This is a genomic window from Pseudomonas sp. BIGb0164 (assembly GCF_024810135.1).
Lineage (GTDB): Bacteria > Pseudomonadota > Gammaproteobacteria > Pseudomonadales > Pseudomonadaceae > Aquipseudomonas.
In genome coordinates this window covers 512,160-526,881 of record NZ_JANUEA010000003.1, presented here as the reverse complement: position 1 = coordinate 526,881, position 14,722 = coordinate 512,160, and the positions used below count along the sequence as shown (strand labels likewise).

Annotated in this window: 12 protein-coding genes; 2 read left to right on the top strand and 10 right to left on the bottom strand. The window is 62.9% G+C overall.

The features are described 5' to 3' along the window. Window positions 1-3: 3 nt before the first annotated feature. The 10 genes from M2394_RS10280 to tssA all read right to left on the bottom strand — a co-directional run bounded on the left by M2394_RS10280 (window position 4) and on the right by tssA (window position 12,420). Window positions 4-438, bottom strand: coding sequence for a DcrB-related protein (locus M2394_RS10280; RefSeq protein ID WP_021492582.1), 435 nt, complete (start codon window positions 436-438; stop codon window positions 4-6). A gap of 14 nt (window positions 439-452) precedes the next feature. Continuing rightward, window positions 453-2,393, bottom strand: coding sequence for a type VI secretion system Vgr family protein (locus M2394_RS10275; protein ID WP_259172397.1), 1,941 nt, complete (start codon window positions 2,391-2,393; stop codon window positions 453-455). 155 nt (window positions 2,394-2,548) lie between these two features. Further along, window positions 2,549-5,227 carry a type VI secretion system ATPase TssH gene (gene tssH / locus M2394_RS10270; RefSeq protein ID WP_259172396.1) on the bottom strand — a complete coding sequence of 893 codons (2,679 nt, stop codon included), beginning with the start codon at window positions 5,225-5,227 and terminating at the stop codon, window positions 2,549-2,551. Further along, window positions 5,220-6,263, bottom strand: coding sequence for a type VI secretion system baseplate subunit TssG (gene tssG / locus M2394_RS10265; RefSeq protein WP_178920396.1), 1,044 nt, complete (start codon window positions 6,261-6,263; stop codon window positions 5,220-5,222). Before tssG ends, tssH begins: the two co-directional genes overlap by 8 nt. Beyond that, window positions 6,227-8,086 carry a type VI secretion system baseplate subunit TssF gene (tssF, locus tag M2394_RS10260; protein ID WP_259172395.1) on the bottom strand — a complete coding sequence of 620 codons (1,860 nt, stop codon included), beginning with the start codon at window positions 8,084-8,086 and terminating at the stop codon, window positions 6,227-6,229. Before tssF ends, tssG begins: the two co-directional genes overlap by 37 nt. Beyond that, window positions 8,083-8,598: a type VI secretion system baseplate subunit TssE gene (gene tssE, locus M2394_RS10255; protein ID WP_005792513.1), complete on the bottom strand. Its 516-nt coding sequence runs from the start codon at window positions 8,596-8,598 to the stop codon at window positions 8,083-8,085. The genes tssF and tssE overlap by 4 nt, the downstream gene beginning before the upstream one ends. Before the next feature lie 78 nt (window positions 8,599-8,676). After that, window positions 8,677-9,165: a type VI secretion system tube protein Hcp gene (locus tag M2394_RS10250; RefSeq protein WP_005792512.1), complete on the bottom strand. Its 489-nt coding sequence runs from the start codon at window positions 9,163-9,165 to the stop codon at window positions 8,677-8,679. A 172-nt stretch (window positions 9,166-9,337) separates the two neighbouring features. Next, the gene (tssC, locus tag M2394_RS10245) at window positions 9,338-10,837 is read right to left on the bottom strand and encodes a type VI secretion system contractile sheath large subunit (protein ID WP_178920391.1); all 1,500 of its coding nucleotides are present in this window, start codon (window positions 10,835-10,837) and stop codon (window positions 9,338-9,340) included. A 2-nt stretch (window positions 10,838-10,839) separates the two neighbouring features. Further along, window positions 10,840-11,346 (bottom strand): type VI secretion system contractile sheath small subunit, encoded by a 507-nt coding sequence (gene tssB / locus M2394_RS10240; RefSeq protein ID WP_010207547.1) that lies wholly within the window; start codon window positions 11,344-11,346, stop codon window positions 10,840-10,842. Between the two features lie 54 nt (window positions 11,347-11,400). Beyond that, complete coding sequence (gene tssA, locus M2394_RS10235) at window positions 11,401-12,420, bottom strand: type VI secretion system protein TssA (protein WP_259172394.1); 1,020 nt, start codon at window positions 12,418-12,420, stop codon at window positions 11,401-11,403. A 404-nt stretch (window positions 12,421-12,824) separates the two neighbouring features. Between tssA and tagH the strand changes: the two genes are divergently transcribed. Together tagH and tssJ are read left to right on the top strand one after the other, a co-directional pair. Continuing rightward, window positions 12,825-14,159, top strand: a complete 1,335-nt coding sequence (gene tagH, locus M2394_RS10230; RefSeq protein ID WP_178920387.1) for a type VI secretion system-associated FHA domain protein TagH — start codon at window positions 12,825-12,827, stop codon at window positions 14,157-14,159. Window positions 14,160-14,210: 51 nt separating this feature from the next. Next, window positions 14,211-14,720 carry a type VI secretion system lipoprotein TssJ gene (gene tssJ / locus M2394_RS10225; protein ID WP_259172393.1) on the top strand — a complete coding sequence of 170 codons (510 nt, stop codon included), beginning with the start codon at window positions 14,211-14,213 and terminating at the stop codon, window positions 14,718-14,720. Window positions 14,721-14,722 lie beyond the last annotated feature (2 nt).

The window sequence follows — 14,722 nt, the reverse complement described above, 5'->3', positions numbered from 1 at the left end:
TCATCAGGAAACAGCGTCGAACGATAGCGAGTTTTTGATCAACGCCCAGTGCGCCGCCTCGGCATCCCCAAGCTTGTCGGCCTTCACGTAACTCAAGGCGAGCATCTTGCGCGTACCCGGTAGTACCAGCGCCAACTGATACTGGAACACCTTGTCATTGCCCTTGTTGAATTGGCTGCGCAGCTCGATGCCTTCCACCTCTTGGGCCGCGCCCAAACGCACGTCGACACCGGGTTGATAGCGTAAATCCTGCACCTGTTTTTCCAGGCGCTGGAGTTGGTCATTGAAGTTGCTGTGCAGGGTTTCACCCTCGGCGAGCAGGCTGCGGCTGACGATCAGTGAAGTCCCCAGTTCCGGGAACTTGAGGATATTGATCGTCGCGTCCTGCAGCTCGCTGGCCGGCAGTTGAAACTGGAATTCGTTGATTCGATACGTCATGAAAGCAGGTCTCGTCAGGAGCTTTTAGGCGCGGGGAACGCGGCTTTGATATTGGCGTCGATGGCGCCTTTCTGGCCCTGGCCATCGGGCGTGGCGCCGGGGCCACCGCCGTTGTTCAAGTGCAGCACGCCGCCCGTGTTGAATTCGGCATCGCCGCTGGCATAGAAGCTGATTTGCACGCCGGTCAGGTTGATCTGCCCGCTGGCGTTCAACTCCAGAATGCTTTCGCCGCAGACCAGCCGCAGGTTTTCACCCACTTCGATGACATAGCTCTGGCTGATGCTATCGGTCTTGCGCTGGCCCACCGAGAGGATGTCTTCCTGCTTGACGATGCGCAGGCGGTTGTTGCCGATGGTCACCGTCTCGTTGTGGCCGATGCTCTTGTTGCGGTCATGCCCCACCGAGTGGCTTTCATCCACCTCCACCACAATGTCCTGGTTACGCTCGGCGTGGATATACAGCTGCTCCAGGCCCTTCTTGTCCTCCATGCGGATTTCATTGAAGTTGGCCGGCGTGCCGCCCTTGCTCGAACGGCTTTTCATGCCGCTCTGGGTCGCGTTTTCCGGCAGGTCGTAGGGCACGGTCTGCTCGGCGTTGTAGACGCGGCCGGTGATGATCGGCCGGTCGGGGTCACCTTCAAGAAAGCTCACAATCACTTCCTGGCCGATCCGTGGGATCTGCATCGAGCCCCAGTTCTTGCCGGCCCAGGACTGCGATACACGAATCCAGCACGAGCTGTTTTCGTTGGATTGGTCATGGCGGTCCCAATAGAAATGCACCTTCACGCGGCCGTACTGGTCGGTCCAGATTTCCTCGCCCTTGGGGCCCACCACCAGGGCGGTTTGCGGGCCTTTGACGACAGGCCGGTGGGTGTTGGCCAGCGGGCGGAAGCTCTGTTGGGCGTCGATACAGGTGAGGCTGCTTTCAAACTGTGCCGAACCCGAGCCGCCGCCGCTTTCCAGGCTTTCCTGGACGATGTAGTAGCGGCAGCCGACGATCAGGTATTCGCGGTTCTGGTCCTGGCGGCTGAAGCCGGTGAGGCTGAACAAATGGCCTGAGCCCAGGCCTCGCGCATTGCCGCTGAACTCGATTTGTTCGTGCAAGGTTTGCAGGGCTTCGATGCGGGTGCGCGCGTAGTGTTCGCCGTCTTCGCTCTGCACGTAGGTGCCGGGGTAGTCGTACAGCGGGTAGTCGCCGGCGGTGTGCGGGCGCGGCATGACGGAACGCACATCGATGCTGGCGCTGGGGCGTTGGAAGTCGTAGTCGTTGAGCTCCAGCGAGCCCGGCTGCACCTCGTGCGCCAGGTGCCAGTTATGCATGTGGTCACGTTCGCGCTGCTGCTCGTCCTTGGGGTAATACGGGATCGACGCGTAGCCGGGCACCGTGGTGTGGGCACCGTAGGCATCGGCCAGCACCAGCACATGGCGGTCCTGCTCATGGCGGAAGAAGTAGTAGATCCCTTCCTGTTCCATCAGGCGGCTGACGAAATCGAAACTGGTCTCGCGGTACTGCACGCAGTATTCCCACTCGCGGTACGGCCGGCTCAAGGCGTCTTCGAAATCGGAAAACCCCAGGTCGCGGAACACCTGCTTGATGATCTGCGGGATGCTCAGGTTCTGGAAAATCCGGCAATCGGAGGTGCGGCTGAGCAACCACAACCACGGGCGCAGGGTCACCTGGTAGCTGGCGAACTGGCCCTGGTCGATATTCTGGCTGCACCGCGCGACGATGCCGTGGAAGTGCCGCTCACCGCCATCCGCCAATTGCAGGCCCACACTCATGGGTTTGCCGAGCAATTGATTGAGGTCGATGTTGGCGTCCAGGGACGTCAGTTGCAGCTCATAGTTGAACAGCCTGCCCAGCTCTTCACCGCCGCCCATTTCATTGAGCAGCAGCACATCCGGCCCGAGGGGGCTGGTGACTTTGGCCAGGCGTGAGGCTTGGTTGAATAGCATCGGTTAACCCGTAAATACCGTTTTCACTGACGGAACCGGATCAAATGTGGGAGCTGGCTTGCCTGCGAAAGCGGTGTATCAGTCAACATCAAAGTTGAATGTCAGACCGCTTTCGCAGGCAAGCCAGCTCCCACACTGACCGCATCCACCTTTAGTTACTCGACTTCGCTGAAGTCGTAGTGCAATTCGTTATCCCGGTTGCTGATCCGCACACCCGCCAACGCCTTGCCCTCCAGCATGCGCGTGAGGAACTCACGGCTCATGTCCGGCAGCAAACTGTTGGTGAGGAGGGTGTCGATCATGCGCCCGCCGCTTTCGGTCTCGGTGCACCGCGAGACGATCAGGTCGACCACCGCGTCGTCGTAGTCGAAGGCCACCTTGTGCGTACTCTCCACGCGCTTCTTGATGCGGTTGAGCTGCAGGCGGGTGATCGCCTTGAGCATCTCGTCGCTGAGCGGGTAGTACGGAATAGTCACCAGGCGGCCGAGCAGCGCCGGCGGGAAGATTTCCAGCAGCGGCTGGCGCAGGGCCTTGGCGATCTCTTCTGGCTCCGGCACGTTCGCCGGGTCTTTGCACACGTGGGAGATCAGCTCGGTACCGGCGTTGGTGGTGAGCAGGATCAGGGTGTTCTTGAAGTCGATCACCCGGCCTTCGCCGTCTTCCATCACGCCCTTGTCGAACACCTGGAAGAAGATCTCATGCACGTCCGGGTGGGCTTTTTCCACCTCGTCCAGCAGTACCACGCTGTAGGGTTTGCGTCGTACGGCTTCGGTCAGCACGCCGCCTTCGCCATAGCCGATGTAACCCGGTGGCGCGCCCTTGAGGGTCGACACGGTGTGGGCTTCCTGGAACTCGCTCATGTTGATGGTGATGACGTTCTGCTCGCCGCCGTACATGGCTTCGGCCAGGGCCAGGGCGGTTTCGGTCTTGCCCACGCCGGAGGTGCCGGCCAGCATGAACACGCCAATCGGCTTGCTCGGGTTGTCGAGGCCGGCGCGGGAGGTCTGGATGCGCTTGGCGATCATCTGCAGGGCATGGTCCTGGCCGATGATGCGTTTTTTCAGGTGCTGGTCGAGGTTGAGCACCGTCTCCAGCTCGTTGCGCGCCATGCGACCCACCGGAATGCCGGTCCAGTCGGCGACCACTGAGGCCACGGCCTGGTAATCCACGGTCGGCAGGATCAGCGGGGTTTCGCCTTGCAGGGCGCTGAGGCGGTGTTGCAGGTCGACCAGTTGGGCACGCAGTTCGTCGCTCTCGTTATTACCAGCAGCGCTATCCACCACGCCTGCGGTTTCACGCAGCGTTGCACGGGTGGCGAGCAGTTCGTCCACCAGTGTTTTCTCTTCAGCCCAGCGGCTTTCCAGGGTCGCCAGGCGCTCACGCTCAGCACTCAACAGCGCGTCGGTCGTGGTCTGGCGCGCGCCAATCGCAATGCCGATGGCATGCTCGCGGGCGATGATTTGCAGCTCGGTTTCCAGCGCCTCGATGCGGCGGCGGCTGTCGTCCACTTCGGCCGGCACCGCGTGCAGGCTGATGGCGACGCGGGCGCAGGCGGTGTCCAACAGGCTCACGGATTTGTCCGGCAACTGGCGCGCCGGGATGTAACGGTGAGACAGTTTCACCGAGGCTTCCAGCGCTTCGTCGAGGATCTGCACCTGGTGGTGTTTTTCCATGGTCGACGCCACGCCGCGCATCATCAGCAGCGCCTTGTCTTCCGACGGCTCGGCCACTTGTACCACCTGGAAGCGGCGGGTCAGGGCCGGGTCTTTCTCGATGTGCTTCTTGTACTCGGCCCAGGTGGTTGCGGCCACGGTGCGCAAGGTGCCGCGTGCCAGGGCCGGCTTGAGCAGGTTGGCCGCATCGCCCGTGCCCGCAGCACCACCGGCACCCACCAGGGTGTGCGCTTCGTCGATGAACAGGATGATCGGCTTGGGCGACGCCTGCACGTCTTCGATGACCTGGCGCAGGCGCTGTTCGAACTCGCCTTTCATGCTGGCGCCGGCCTGCAACAGGCCCACGTCCAGGCTGCGCAGCTCCACGTCTTTCAGGGCGGGTGGTACGTCACCGGCAACGATACGCAGGGCGAAACCTTCGACCACGGCCGTCTTGCCCACGCCGGCTTCACCGGTGAGGATCGGGTTGTTCTGGCGGCGGCGCATGAGGATGTCCACCAATTGGCGGATCTCTTCATCACGGCCAACGATCGGGTCGAGCTTGCCGCTGCGCGCTTGTTCGGTCAGGTCCACGGTAAAGCGCTTGAGGGCTTCCTGCTTGCCCATCGCGCTCGGCGCCATGGCCCCGCTGGCTTCGCCCGGTACGGCGCCGGCATTGAAACCGTCGCTGGCGCTCAGCGCGTTCTCCGGCGAGTCGCCGACGTACTCGTCAAAGCGTTCGCTCAGGGCCTCGGCCTTGATCTTGTCGAACTCCGACGACAGGCCCAGCAATGCATGGCGCAGGCTTGGCGTCTTGAGGATGCCGAGCACCAGGTAGCCGGTACGCACCTGGCTTTCGCCGAACATCAGGCTGCCGTAGACCCAACCGCGCTCCACGGCTTCTTCCACATGGGACGACAAGTCGGTGATCGAGGTTGAGCCGCGCGGCAGGCGGTCCAGGGCTTCGGTGAGGTCACGGGCCAGGCGCGCCGGTTCCACGTTGAACTGGCGGATGATGCGGTGCAGGTCCGAGTCCTGCAGTTGCAGCAACTGGTGAAACCAGTGGGCCAGTTCCACATACGGGTTGCCCCGCAGTTTGCAGAACACGGTGGCGGCTTCGATGGCCTTGTAGGCCACGCTGTTGAGTTTGCCGAACAGTGCGGCGCGACTGATTTCACCCATGCTCTGGATTCCTTGAGGTGGTGGCCTGATCGGCGTAATGCCGGGCCAGGATTAGGTCGTTGGCGTCTCGCTCGGGCTGGCCAAGCCAGGTGTTGAAGCCCAGGCGGAACCTGCCGTTGAGTTGCAGCGCCGGGACTTCGGGTTGTTGCAGGACCAGGTTCAGGTCCCAGTCCAGTTCATGGCCCAGGTACTCGGCCACCCACGCCACCAGCTCGTTGAACGGCTGCTGGCCGGGCAGCATGCTCATGTAGTCATCAAGCTTGAGCGGGCCCAGGCGGATGCGGAATTTGTGCTGGCGGTCCCACACGAAGCTGCCCAGGCAAAAGTCCACGCCCAACCGGTTGGCGCTCACGCTGACGCGGCTGCGCTCGGGTAATTCGAGCCATTGGCCGACATACTCTTCGATCTGCACCGGCAGGCCGAAATACTCGCCGAGAATGGCTTTCAGGCCGTCTGGGTAGCGGGTCTGCGCCGACAGGTGGCCGCTGTAATGCAGCTTCGCGGTATCCGGGATGAGCCCCTGGTTGAGCAGGCTCGGCATGCCGCGTCCACTCAGAGCGGCGAGGCGTGCCGACCAGTAGTCGTCGTCCGGTCGGTCATGGCTGACCGTCGGTCGCGCCTCGGCCCAGGCCCGATAGAACAGGCTGAGCAGGCGATGGTGGAACACATCCAAAAACTGTTTGCTGGTGCTGTCAGCGTTGTTGCGCTGACGTTCGCGCACGTACTCGGTGATGTGCAGCGGCAGCGGGCCGTTGGGGCCGCCAAGGCCGAAGAAGAACTGCTCCAGGCGCGCCGGCTTGCCGTCGCCACCGGGGTCGACCGACGCCAGGGTGGCCGGGGCAAAGGTGCAATCGGCCTGCTGGCCCAGGCGCAACGGGTCATCGGCCAGGCGCAGGGAATGGCCCAGGCGGGGCAGCTCCGGCGATTCACACTCGAGACGGCGCAGCGCCTGGAAGAAATCGTATTCCCAGGGTTCCTGATGCATCGCATCCAGTGTGTTCACAGGGTCGGACGCCGTCCGGGCTTGGCTTTCCATCGCATGATCTCGCCGCGTTCGGTGGTACGGATCACCGTCTCGGTAAAACTGTTGATCGACACGTAGCGCGCCAGGAAACGTTCCAGCACGGCACCGAGCAGGAACACGCCGGTGCCGCGAAACGCGTTTTCATCGAATTCCAAGGTGATTTCCAAGCCACGGCCAAACACAATCGGGCCGGGCATCGGCAGGCGCCGGGTCACGGCCTTGCTGCTGACTTCACGCAGGCCTTCGATCTGCAATTGCAGGGCGGCGTCGTTGCTGTCGCCGTACAGGCGCAGCAGTTCGCGCAAGGCACCGGCGCCCTGGCCTTGCTCGCTCAACGACAGATAGTTGAGCGAGAGTTGGCTGATCAGGCGCCAGGCCTTGGCGTCATGGGCATGGCTGGCACGTGGCCGACTCGGGCCGGCCACGCAGCGCACGGCCAATACCGGTGCGCTGTCGGCCAGGGTGAAGTCGGTCTTGCCATTGCCCACGCTCATGAACAGCGGCAGGTCGCGGTTGGTGCACAGCGCGGTCACGCCGAGCTGGCGCAGGTCGTGGCCGTAGGGGGCCTGCCGGCTGTCGACCAGGCTGACAAAGGTCTCGCTGCCCACATAGGTCGAGCGCGGGCCGTTGCGGCGCTGGTCGCTGGACAGCACACGCGGCTCACGGCGCACGGTGTAGTAGGCCTGGTCGCGGCCGTACCGCGACGGGTCGCGCACCGCGTAGAACGGCAAGAATGGTTGCTCCGGCCCGGTGCCGTGGCCGGTGATGCCGCTCAACGAGTGAATCTCGAAATCCATCGGCCGCGTGCGGTCGGCGATTACATGGTGTTCGTTGACCCGGTCAGACAAGTGGATACGGTCCACCCGCTTGGGAAACAGGTTGATCGCCGGCGTGCAGAACGGCAGGAACTGCGCCGCGCCGACGCTGCCTTCCAGGCTCGGCTCATGGCGGTCAAACAGCACGATCAGTTCCAGCTCCTGGCCGTCGCAGCGCTTGACCGCACGGCTCAGCTCGGCGAACTCGACGAACAGGAAGCGGTGGGGCAGGGCGAAGTATTCCTGCAGCAGGCGATAGCCCTGGAACGCTCGCGCGACCACGGGCATGGCGGCGTCTGCATCGTCGAAACCACGGGAGCGCAGCGCATCCTGGGGCAGTCGCTCGACCCAGTCGCCCCCCGGCTTGCGTGCGAACACTGCGCAGGCATTGCCCAAGAGTTGCTCGTAGAGGCGGAACGGCTGCTCGTCGGCGCCGCTGAGGTACAGCGGCAGGCTGTCGAGGTCGAGGCTGTTGAACGGCAATTCGGCGCCCGTGCGCAGGGTCAGGCGCAAGCCGGCCTTGGCTTTCGGTTCGCTGGCGGCCAGACGCCCGAGCACGGCAGCGGGGTTGCCGAAGTATTCGGCATTGGCCACTTGCAACGGCCACAACGTCACCGGCTGGGCAGTGCGGTACTCGCAGCAGGTCTGGGTTTCGCGGCCCAACGCGGCCCGCAATACACTGTCGCGGGGCAACGGAAACCCACTGGCCAGGGAGCCTTCGTCCGGGTCGGTCTGCAATTGCACCACGGTCATCGACGGCGTCGGCGCCAGGTAGTGCGGGTAGGCGATTTCCAGCAGGTTGTGGGTGAAGGTCGGGTACTCGGCGTCGAGCTTGAGCTGCACGCGGGCGGTGAGGTAGGCAAAACCTTCGAGCAAACGTTCGACGTACGGGTCGGCGCAGTCCATGCCGGACAGGGTCAGCCGACTGGCGATCTTCGGGTATTCCTTGGCGAACTCGGCGGCGCTTTCGCGCACGTGGTGCAGTTCCTGGTTGTACAGCTCCAGCAGGCGCGGGTTCATGGGCGTCTCCGCTGGTCGGCATTGACCACGCGCACGTGGCCTGACTCCAGGTCCAGGTCGGTTTGCAGCAGCAGGCGCAACGGCACGGGCTGTGCCCACAGGTCGCCCTCGATCTCGAAACTCAGCGCGTTGTGGTTCATCTCGCCATGGCCGACGCGGGCTTTGACGCGCAGGGTGTGGCGCAGAATACGTGGCTCAAAGGTGGCGATGGCCTGGTAGATCAGGGCTTCGAGGGCCTTGATGTCCACGCTGGAAACACTGTTGCCCGCCAGTGCCGGCAGGCCGTAATTGACCACCGACGTACCGGCCGGGGTGTGCAGTGTGGCATCGGCATCGAGCAACGACGTGGTGTTGAGCAGCCACGCCAGGTCACGCAGCACCGAGGCTTTCAATTGGGTCAGGGATAGCACGCGTTTATCGGCGCTTTCCTTGGGATTGGTCGGATCGTCGTCGGTCAACCGGTCCAGCAGGGACGGTTGCAGACGGTCGCGGGAAGCGATTTCAGTGACCACCAAAGCGGCTCCACGGACGGGGTTTGAGAGGGGCAAGTGGGCTGTGGCCGTGGCGCGAAGCCACGGCCTCAAGGGCTATCAGCGCTTGGTGTTGGAACGGATGTTCCAGCCAAACTTGATCGCGCCGCCGTCTTTGGTGCCGTCGGCTTTCTGCGGCTGGTAGTCGACCATCACTTGGGCAAAGTTCAGGGTGACGTTCTCGGTCAGGCGGTCATCGGTGCCCGAACCGCCGGTGCTCAGGGACGTCACCAGCACTTCTTCCAGGTTGATCACCATGTACTCGACCTGGCTCTCGCCACCGGCCTTGCGCACGGTCAGCTTGACCTTGTCGATGTGCTTGCCGCTGGCGCAGTGCATCATCAGGTTGGGCGAGGCCTTGTCGACGTACTTGGTCAGCGACAGGTCCTGGATATTCACCTTGCCCGCGCCACCGCCACCGCCCACATGCATGTTGCCGGACTGGGCCATGCCCCAGCTCCAGTTCAGCACGTCGATTTCGTCCTTGTGGGCCTTGTCCATGGACTCGCCCTTGATGTCGCCGATCTTGATGAAAATATCAACAGCCATGTTTTCTCCCTGTGTGGCCCAGGCCACGAAATTTGGTTAAGCCCAAGGGGGCTTTGCTTTTCTGTGGGAGCTGGCTTGCCTGCGATGGCATCACCGCGGTCTGCCTGCCGGACCGCGCCGCCTGCATCGCGGGCAAGCCCGGCTCCCACAGAAGAGCCGGTTCAACAGCTACTTACGCGCTCTTGGCCGAGGGCAGCTTCGATACCAGGCGCAGCGACACCGTCAGCCCTTCAAGCTGGTAGTGCGGGCGCAGGTAGAACTTGGAGTTGTAGTACCCCGGGTTGCCTTCGACTTCTTCCACGATCACTTCGGCCGCCGCCAACGGGTGCTGGGCCTTGGTGGTTTCGGTGGAGTGCGCAGGGTCACCGTCCACGTAGTTGAGGATCCAGTCCTGCAACCAGCGCTGCATCTCGTCCTTCTCTTTGAAGGAACCGATCTTGTCGCGCACGATGCACTTCAAGTAGTGGGCGAAACGGCAGGTGGCGAACAGGTACGGCAGGCGCGCGGCCAGGTTGGCGTTGGCAGTGGCGTCCGGGTCGTCGTATTCGGCCGGTTTCTGCAGCGACTGGGCGCCGATGAACGCGGCGAAGTCGGTGTTTTTCTTGTGCAGCAGCGGCATGAAACCGTTCTTGGCCAGTTCCGCTTCGCGGCGGTCGCTGATGGCGATTTCGGTCGGGCACTTCATGTCCACGCCACCGTCATCGGTCGGGAACGTGTGAGCCGGCAGGTTTTCCACTTCACCGCCCGATTCCACGCCACGGATACGCGAGCACCAGCCGTAGTGCTTGAACGAACGGTTGATGTTCACTGCCATCGCGTAGGCGGCGTTGGCCCAGGTGTACTTGGAGCTGTCGGCGCCGTCGGTGTTTTCTTCGAAGGCGAAGGCTTCCACCGGGTCGGTCTTGGCGCCGTACGGCAGGCGCGCCAGGAAGCGCGGCATGGTCAGGCCGATGTAGCGCGAATCTTCCGATTCACGCAGCGAACGCCAGCCGGCGTATTCCGGGGTGGTGAAGATCTTGGTCAGGTCGCGCGGGTTCGACAGTTCCTGCCACGAGCCCATGCCCATCACGGTTGGCGAAGCAGCGGCGATGAACGGGGAGTGCATGGCGGCGCAGACTTTCGACAGCTCGCCCAGCAGCTCCACGTCGGGAGGCGACTGGTCGAAGTAGTAGTCGCCCACCAGGCAGCCGTAAGGTTCGCCACCGAACTGGCCGTATTCTTCTTCGTACATCTTCTTGAAGATCGGGCTCTGGTCCCACGCGGTGCCCTTGAATTTCTTCAGGGTCTTGTGCAGGTCCGGTTTGGAGATGTTGAGCACGCGGATCTTGAGCTGCTCATCGCTCTCGGTGTTGTTGACCAGGTAGTGCAGGCCACGCCAGGCGCTTTCCAGCTGCTGGAAATCCTGGTGATGAATAATCTGGTTGACCTGGGCGGTCAGCTTGGCGTCGATGGCGGCGATGATCGACTCGATCGACTTGATCGCGTCATTGGACACCAGGTCGGTTTGCGCCAATGCCTGTTCGGCCAAGGTGCGCACGGCGGTTTCCACGGCTTCGCGGGCACGCTCGGTCTTGGGCTTGAACTCTTGCAGCAGCAGGTTCGCGAATTCGCTGGCTTCTTCGGTCTGGGTACCCAGGATCTGGGAGCCTTCGCGGGCGGTATTGTCGGTCATGATTACTGGTCCCCTGCAGGCTTCGGCGCGCTGGCAAGTGCCTGGAGCAGTGCCGGGTCCTTGATCGCCTTCATGATGATTTCTTCAGCGCCGGTCTTGCCGTCCATGTAGGTCAGCAGGTTGGCCAGCTGGGTGCGGGCTTCGAGCAGTTGGTTCAGTGAGTCGACCTTGCGGGCCACAGCGGCCGGGCTGAAGTCGTCCATGCTCTCGAAGGTGATGTCCAGGCTCAGGTTGCCTTCACCGGTCAGCTCGTTGGGCACGTGGAACGCCACGCGCGGCTGCATGGCCTTGAGGCGCGAGTCGAAATTGTCGACGTCCACTTCAAGGAACTTGCGGTCGGCCACGGGCGCGAGCGGCTCGGCAGGCTTGCCGGCGAGGTCGGCCATCACACCCATCACGAAGGGCAGCTGGACCTTTTTCTCGGCGCCGTAGAGCTCGACGTCGTACTCGATCTGCACTCGAGGCGCACGGTTGCGCGCGATGAATTTCTGAGAACTTTGCTTCGCCACGTTGCTGCTCCTGGTCGCTTGAGCGACGGTGTTGTTACTGCACGTTGGCGCGGCTTACTCGCCGTCCGGACCGCGCAGGTTTTCAAATTGGGACATGCCGTCGGGAATCAGGTTGCGCACGATGGCCGCGAAGTCGGCGTGCACCAGATGCTTCGCCCGGTTCAACAGCACCGGTAGCGGGCTCGAAGGCTCGTGACGGGTGTAGTACGCAAGGATCTTGTCGAGGCTGCGCAGCACGTCGTCGCGGCTGGCGATATCGCCGACCGGACGCTGTACTGCGGGGGGGGCAGCGAAGTCGGCCGAGGGGGCATTGTCGTCACTGACGGCCTCGGGTTCGCTGCTGCTGTCGGTGCCGGGCACCGCTTGGTTGAGTATCTGCAGCGCTTGCTTGAGCGGCTGCTTCAGGGCACTGAGGTCCACGCCCTGGGCGGAACCGACTTGATCGTTGACCTGTTGCTCGATGGCTTCGCAGGCCGCGCGCGCGGCGCTCAAGGCATCGCGGGTGGCTTGCAGTTGCTCGGGGTCGCTGTCGAGGAAGGCGGCGTTGAGCTGCTGGGTGCCCAGTTGCTCGTCGGCAAAGCTCTGCAGGCCGCTGGCGTTGAGCGCGGCGCGCAGGCTCACGGGGCCGAAGGTGCGCGAGCGCGTGAGGATGCTTTCGCGCAGCAGGCGGATGTTCGTGTCGCAAGTCAGGCCGGTGAGGGCGTTGATGCGCACGGTGGGGTCGTTATCGTCGTCGGCGTCCAGGCGCGGGTGCAGCTCGGCCCAGTAGTCGCGCAACAGCGCGTTGATCAGCGAAAGGGCTTCGGCAAACCCGGCAACGCCTTGCAGGGCGAGCGAGCTTTGCACCAGAAAGTGGGTGATGCGCAGGTCTTTGCTGCGCGCCAGCAGGTCGAGGCTTTGCTGCTGGATGCTGCGCCATTCCGGAGGTTCGGCGGGCAGGATCGAGTCGCCCATGCTGCGCTCGGGTTGACCCTTGGCGGCACGCTCCAGGTGGAGAAAGTCCGCGTCATATTCCATGTCTTCGCCACAGGGCGAAGTCGCGGAAACGGCGGTGAGCAGCAACGGCACATCCACTGAAATTGATCTCCCTATCAGCCCGTTAGATGGCGGGCAATGCATGCATTAGTTGCGCGAGGAACTAGGCATGTTTTCTTGGTCATATTGGAACTTTGAACTCAAGTTGATTTCAAAGTGCCATCACTGGTATTCAAGAAGTTGTGCATTTTTGGTGTAGTACTTATGCCTTGTCAAGGTAAGCTATTCGCCCTCTGTGACAGATGTGCGGTGCTTAACAACCTGCGCGACTGGTGGGTCTGGTGGCGCACCAGGACAGGATTTTTGTCATAGAGGCCAGTTAAGATCAGCGATCATGCTGACAAAAGCAGGTTTTTAAGGTCGATTGCACGGCCTGGTGGGGATCTCCCGGGAAACGCTGTCCTGGGAGCCGACCGCGCGCGAAGTATCAGCAAGGAGGCAAGATGTCGCTGTGTTTGACTATCACTAGTTATCACAAGATTACCCCTGGGCAGTGTCCGGAAAAGTCCTTGAACCAGGGCTCGATGGCTATTGGCCGCAGCTCGGATAATGACTGGGTATTGCCTGATCCTGAGCGTCTGGTTTCTTCGCAACACTGTGTTATTCAATACAAAGATGGCCGTTATTATTTAACCGATAACAGCACCAACGGCGTGGAGTTGGTCAACGCCGGTATTCGTTTGCGCCGGGGCAACAGCGAGCCCCTGCAGGACGGCGAGCTGATCCGTATCGGCGATTACGAGATCCAGGCCCGCATCGACTTCAACGTGCAGGCCGTCGACAGCCAGCCGTTTGTCGGAGATTCACCCAACAGCTTCGAAGCGCTGATGGGGGCCGTGGTGAACACGCCCACGCCGGCCCCCGTGCCGGTGATCGCCCCGCAATTTCAGGGCGCGTCCTCGATGGACACCTTGCCCGACCTGTTCGACTTCCTCAGCCCCACCGCCGTGCCGCCGCCGACCGTGGCGGACCATGTGCCTTCCGAGCAGCACGATTTCCGCCCACCGACGCCCGTGGCAGTCCCAGTGGTCGAAAAACCCGTGGTGTCCGGCTCGGTGATCCCCGAGGACTGGGACCTGTTCGGCGACACGCCCGCGCCCGCGCCTGTGGTGGCCACGCCCGTACCAGTCGCCACACCTGAGCCGCCCCCTGCGCCCGTCATCGCGCCGCCGGTGCTTGCCGATACCGCGCAACCCGACCTGCTGCAAGCCTTCCTGCGCGGTGCCGGCCTGGACCAGCTGCGCCTGGACAAGGCCGACGCCTGCGCCCAGATGGAAAACATCGGCCGCAGCTACCGCCTGATGGTCGAAGGCCTGATCGATGTGTTGCGTGCCCGGGCCAGCCTCAAGGGCGAGTTCCGCATGCAGCAGACGATGATCCAGCCCGCCGAAAACAACCCGTTGAAATTCGCCCCGAATGCCGATGAAGCCTTACTGCTGCTGCTTCGCCACGGCAATCAGGCGTTCATGGCGCCGGACGCAGCAGTGCGCGACAGTTTCGACGACTTGCGCGCTCACCAGTTGGCGGTAATGGCCGGGGTGGAAGCGGCCATCAAGCACCTGCTCAAGCGCTTTGAACCGGCCCAGCTGGAAGAGCGCATGGGCAAGCCGGGCGGGCTCTCCAGCCTGTTCAACGGTTCGCGTCAGGCCCAGTACTGGCAACAGTTCACCGAGCTCTACAGCAATATTTCCCGCGAGGCCCAGGAAGACTTCCAGGACCTGTTCGGCCGCGAATTCAGCCGAGCCTACGAAGAACACAGCGCCCGACAGCGACGCTGACACGCAGTACATGGATTAACGGATAGCTAAGTACGTCATTGAGGACGCAGGATGATTCCCAGGTTTTTACTCGCAGCCGCCACGGCGCTTCTGCTGGCGGCGTGTGCCACGGACGCCGCCAAACCCGACGCACCGGCCGAGGCTGAAGCCGACACCGCCGCCGTCGAATTGCACTTCCACGCGATTGCCGGGCTCAACCCCGGTGCCAACGGCCAGGCGGCACCGGTGCGGGTGCGCATCTTCGAGCTGAAAAACGCCGCCACCTTCGGCCGTTCCGATTACTTCGCCCTGGCCGACCGTGCGCAATCCACCCTCGGCCTGGACCTGCTCGACCAAGACGAAGTGATGGTGCAGCCCGGCCAGCAATTGAGCATTCAGCGCGACCTCGACCCGTCCACCCGCCAGATCGGCTTGCTGGTGGGTTACCGCGAGCTTGATCGCGCGCAATGGCGCACGGTGATCAATGTGCCGGCGCGCCAATACACCGAATACCAGATCAGCCTCGATGTGCGTGCCGTGCGCGCCGACGTCGTGGTTCCCCCATCCAGCCCTGCCAGATAAGA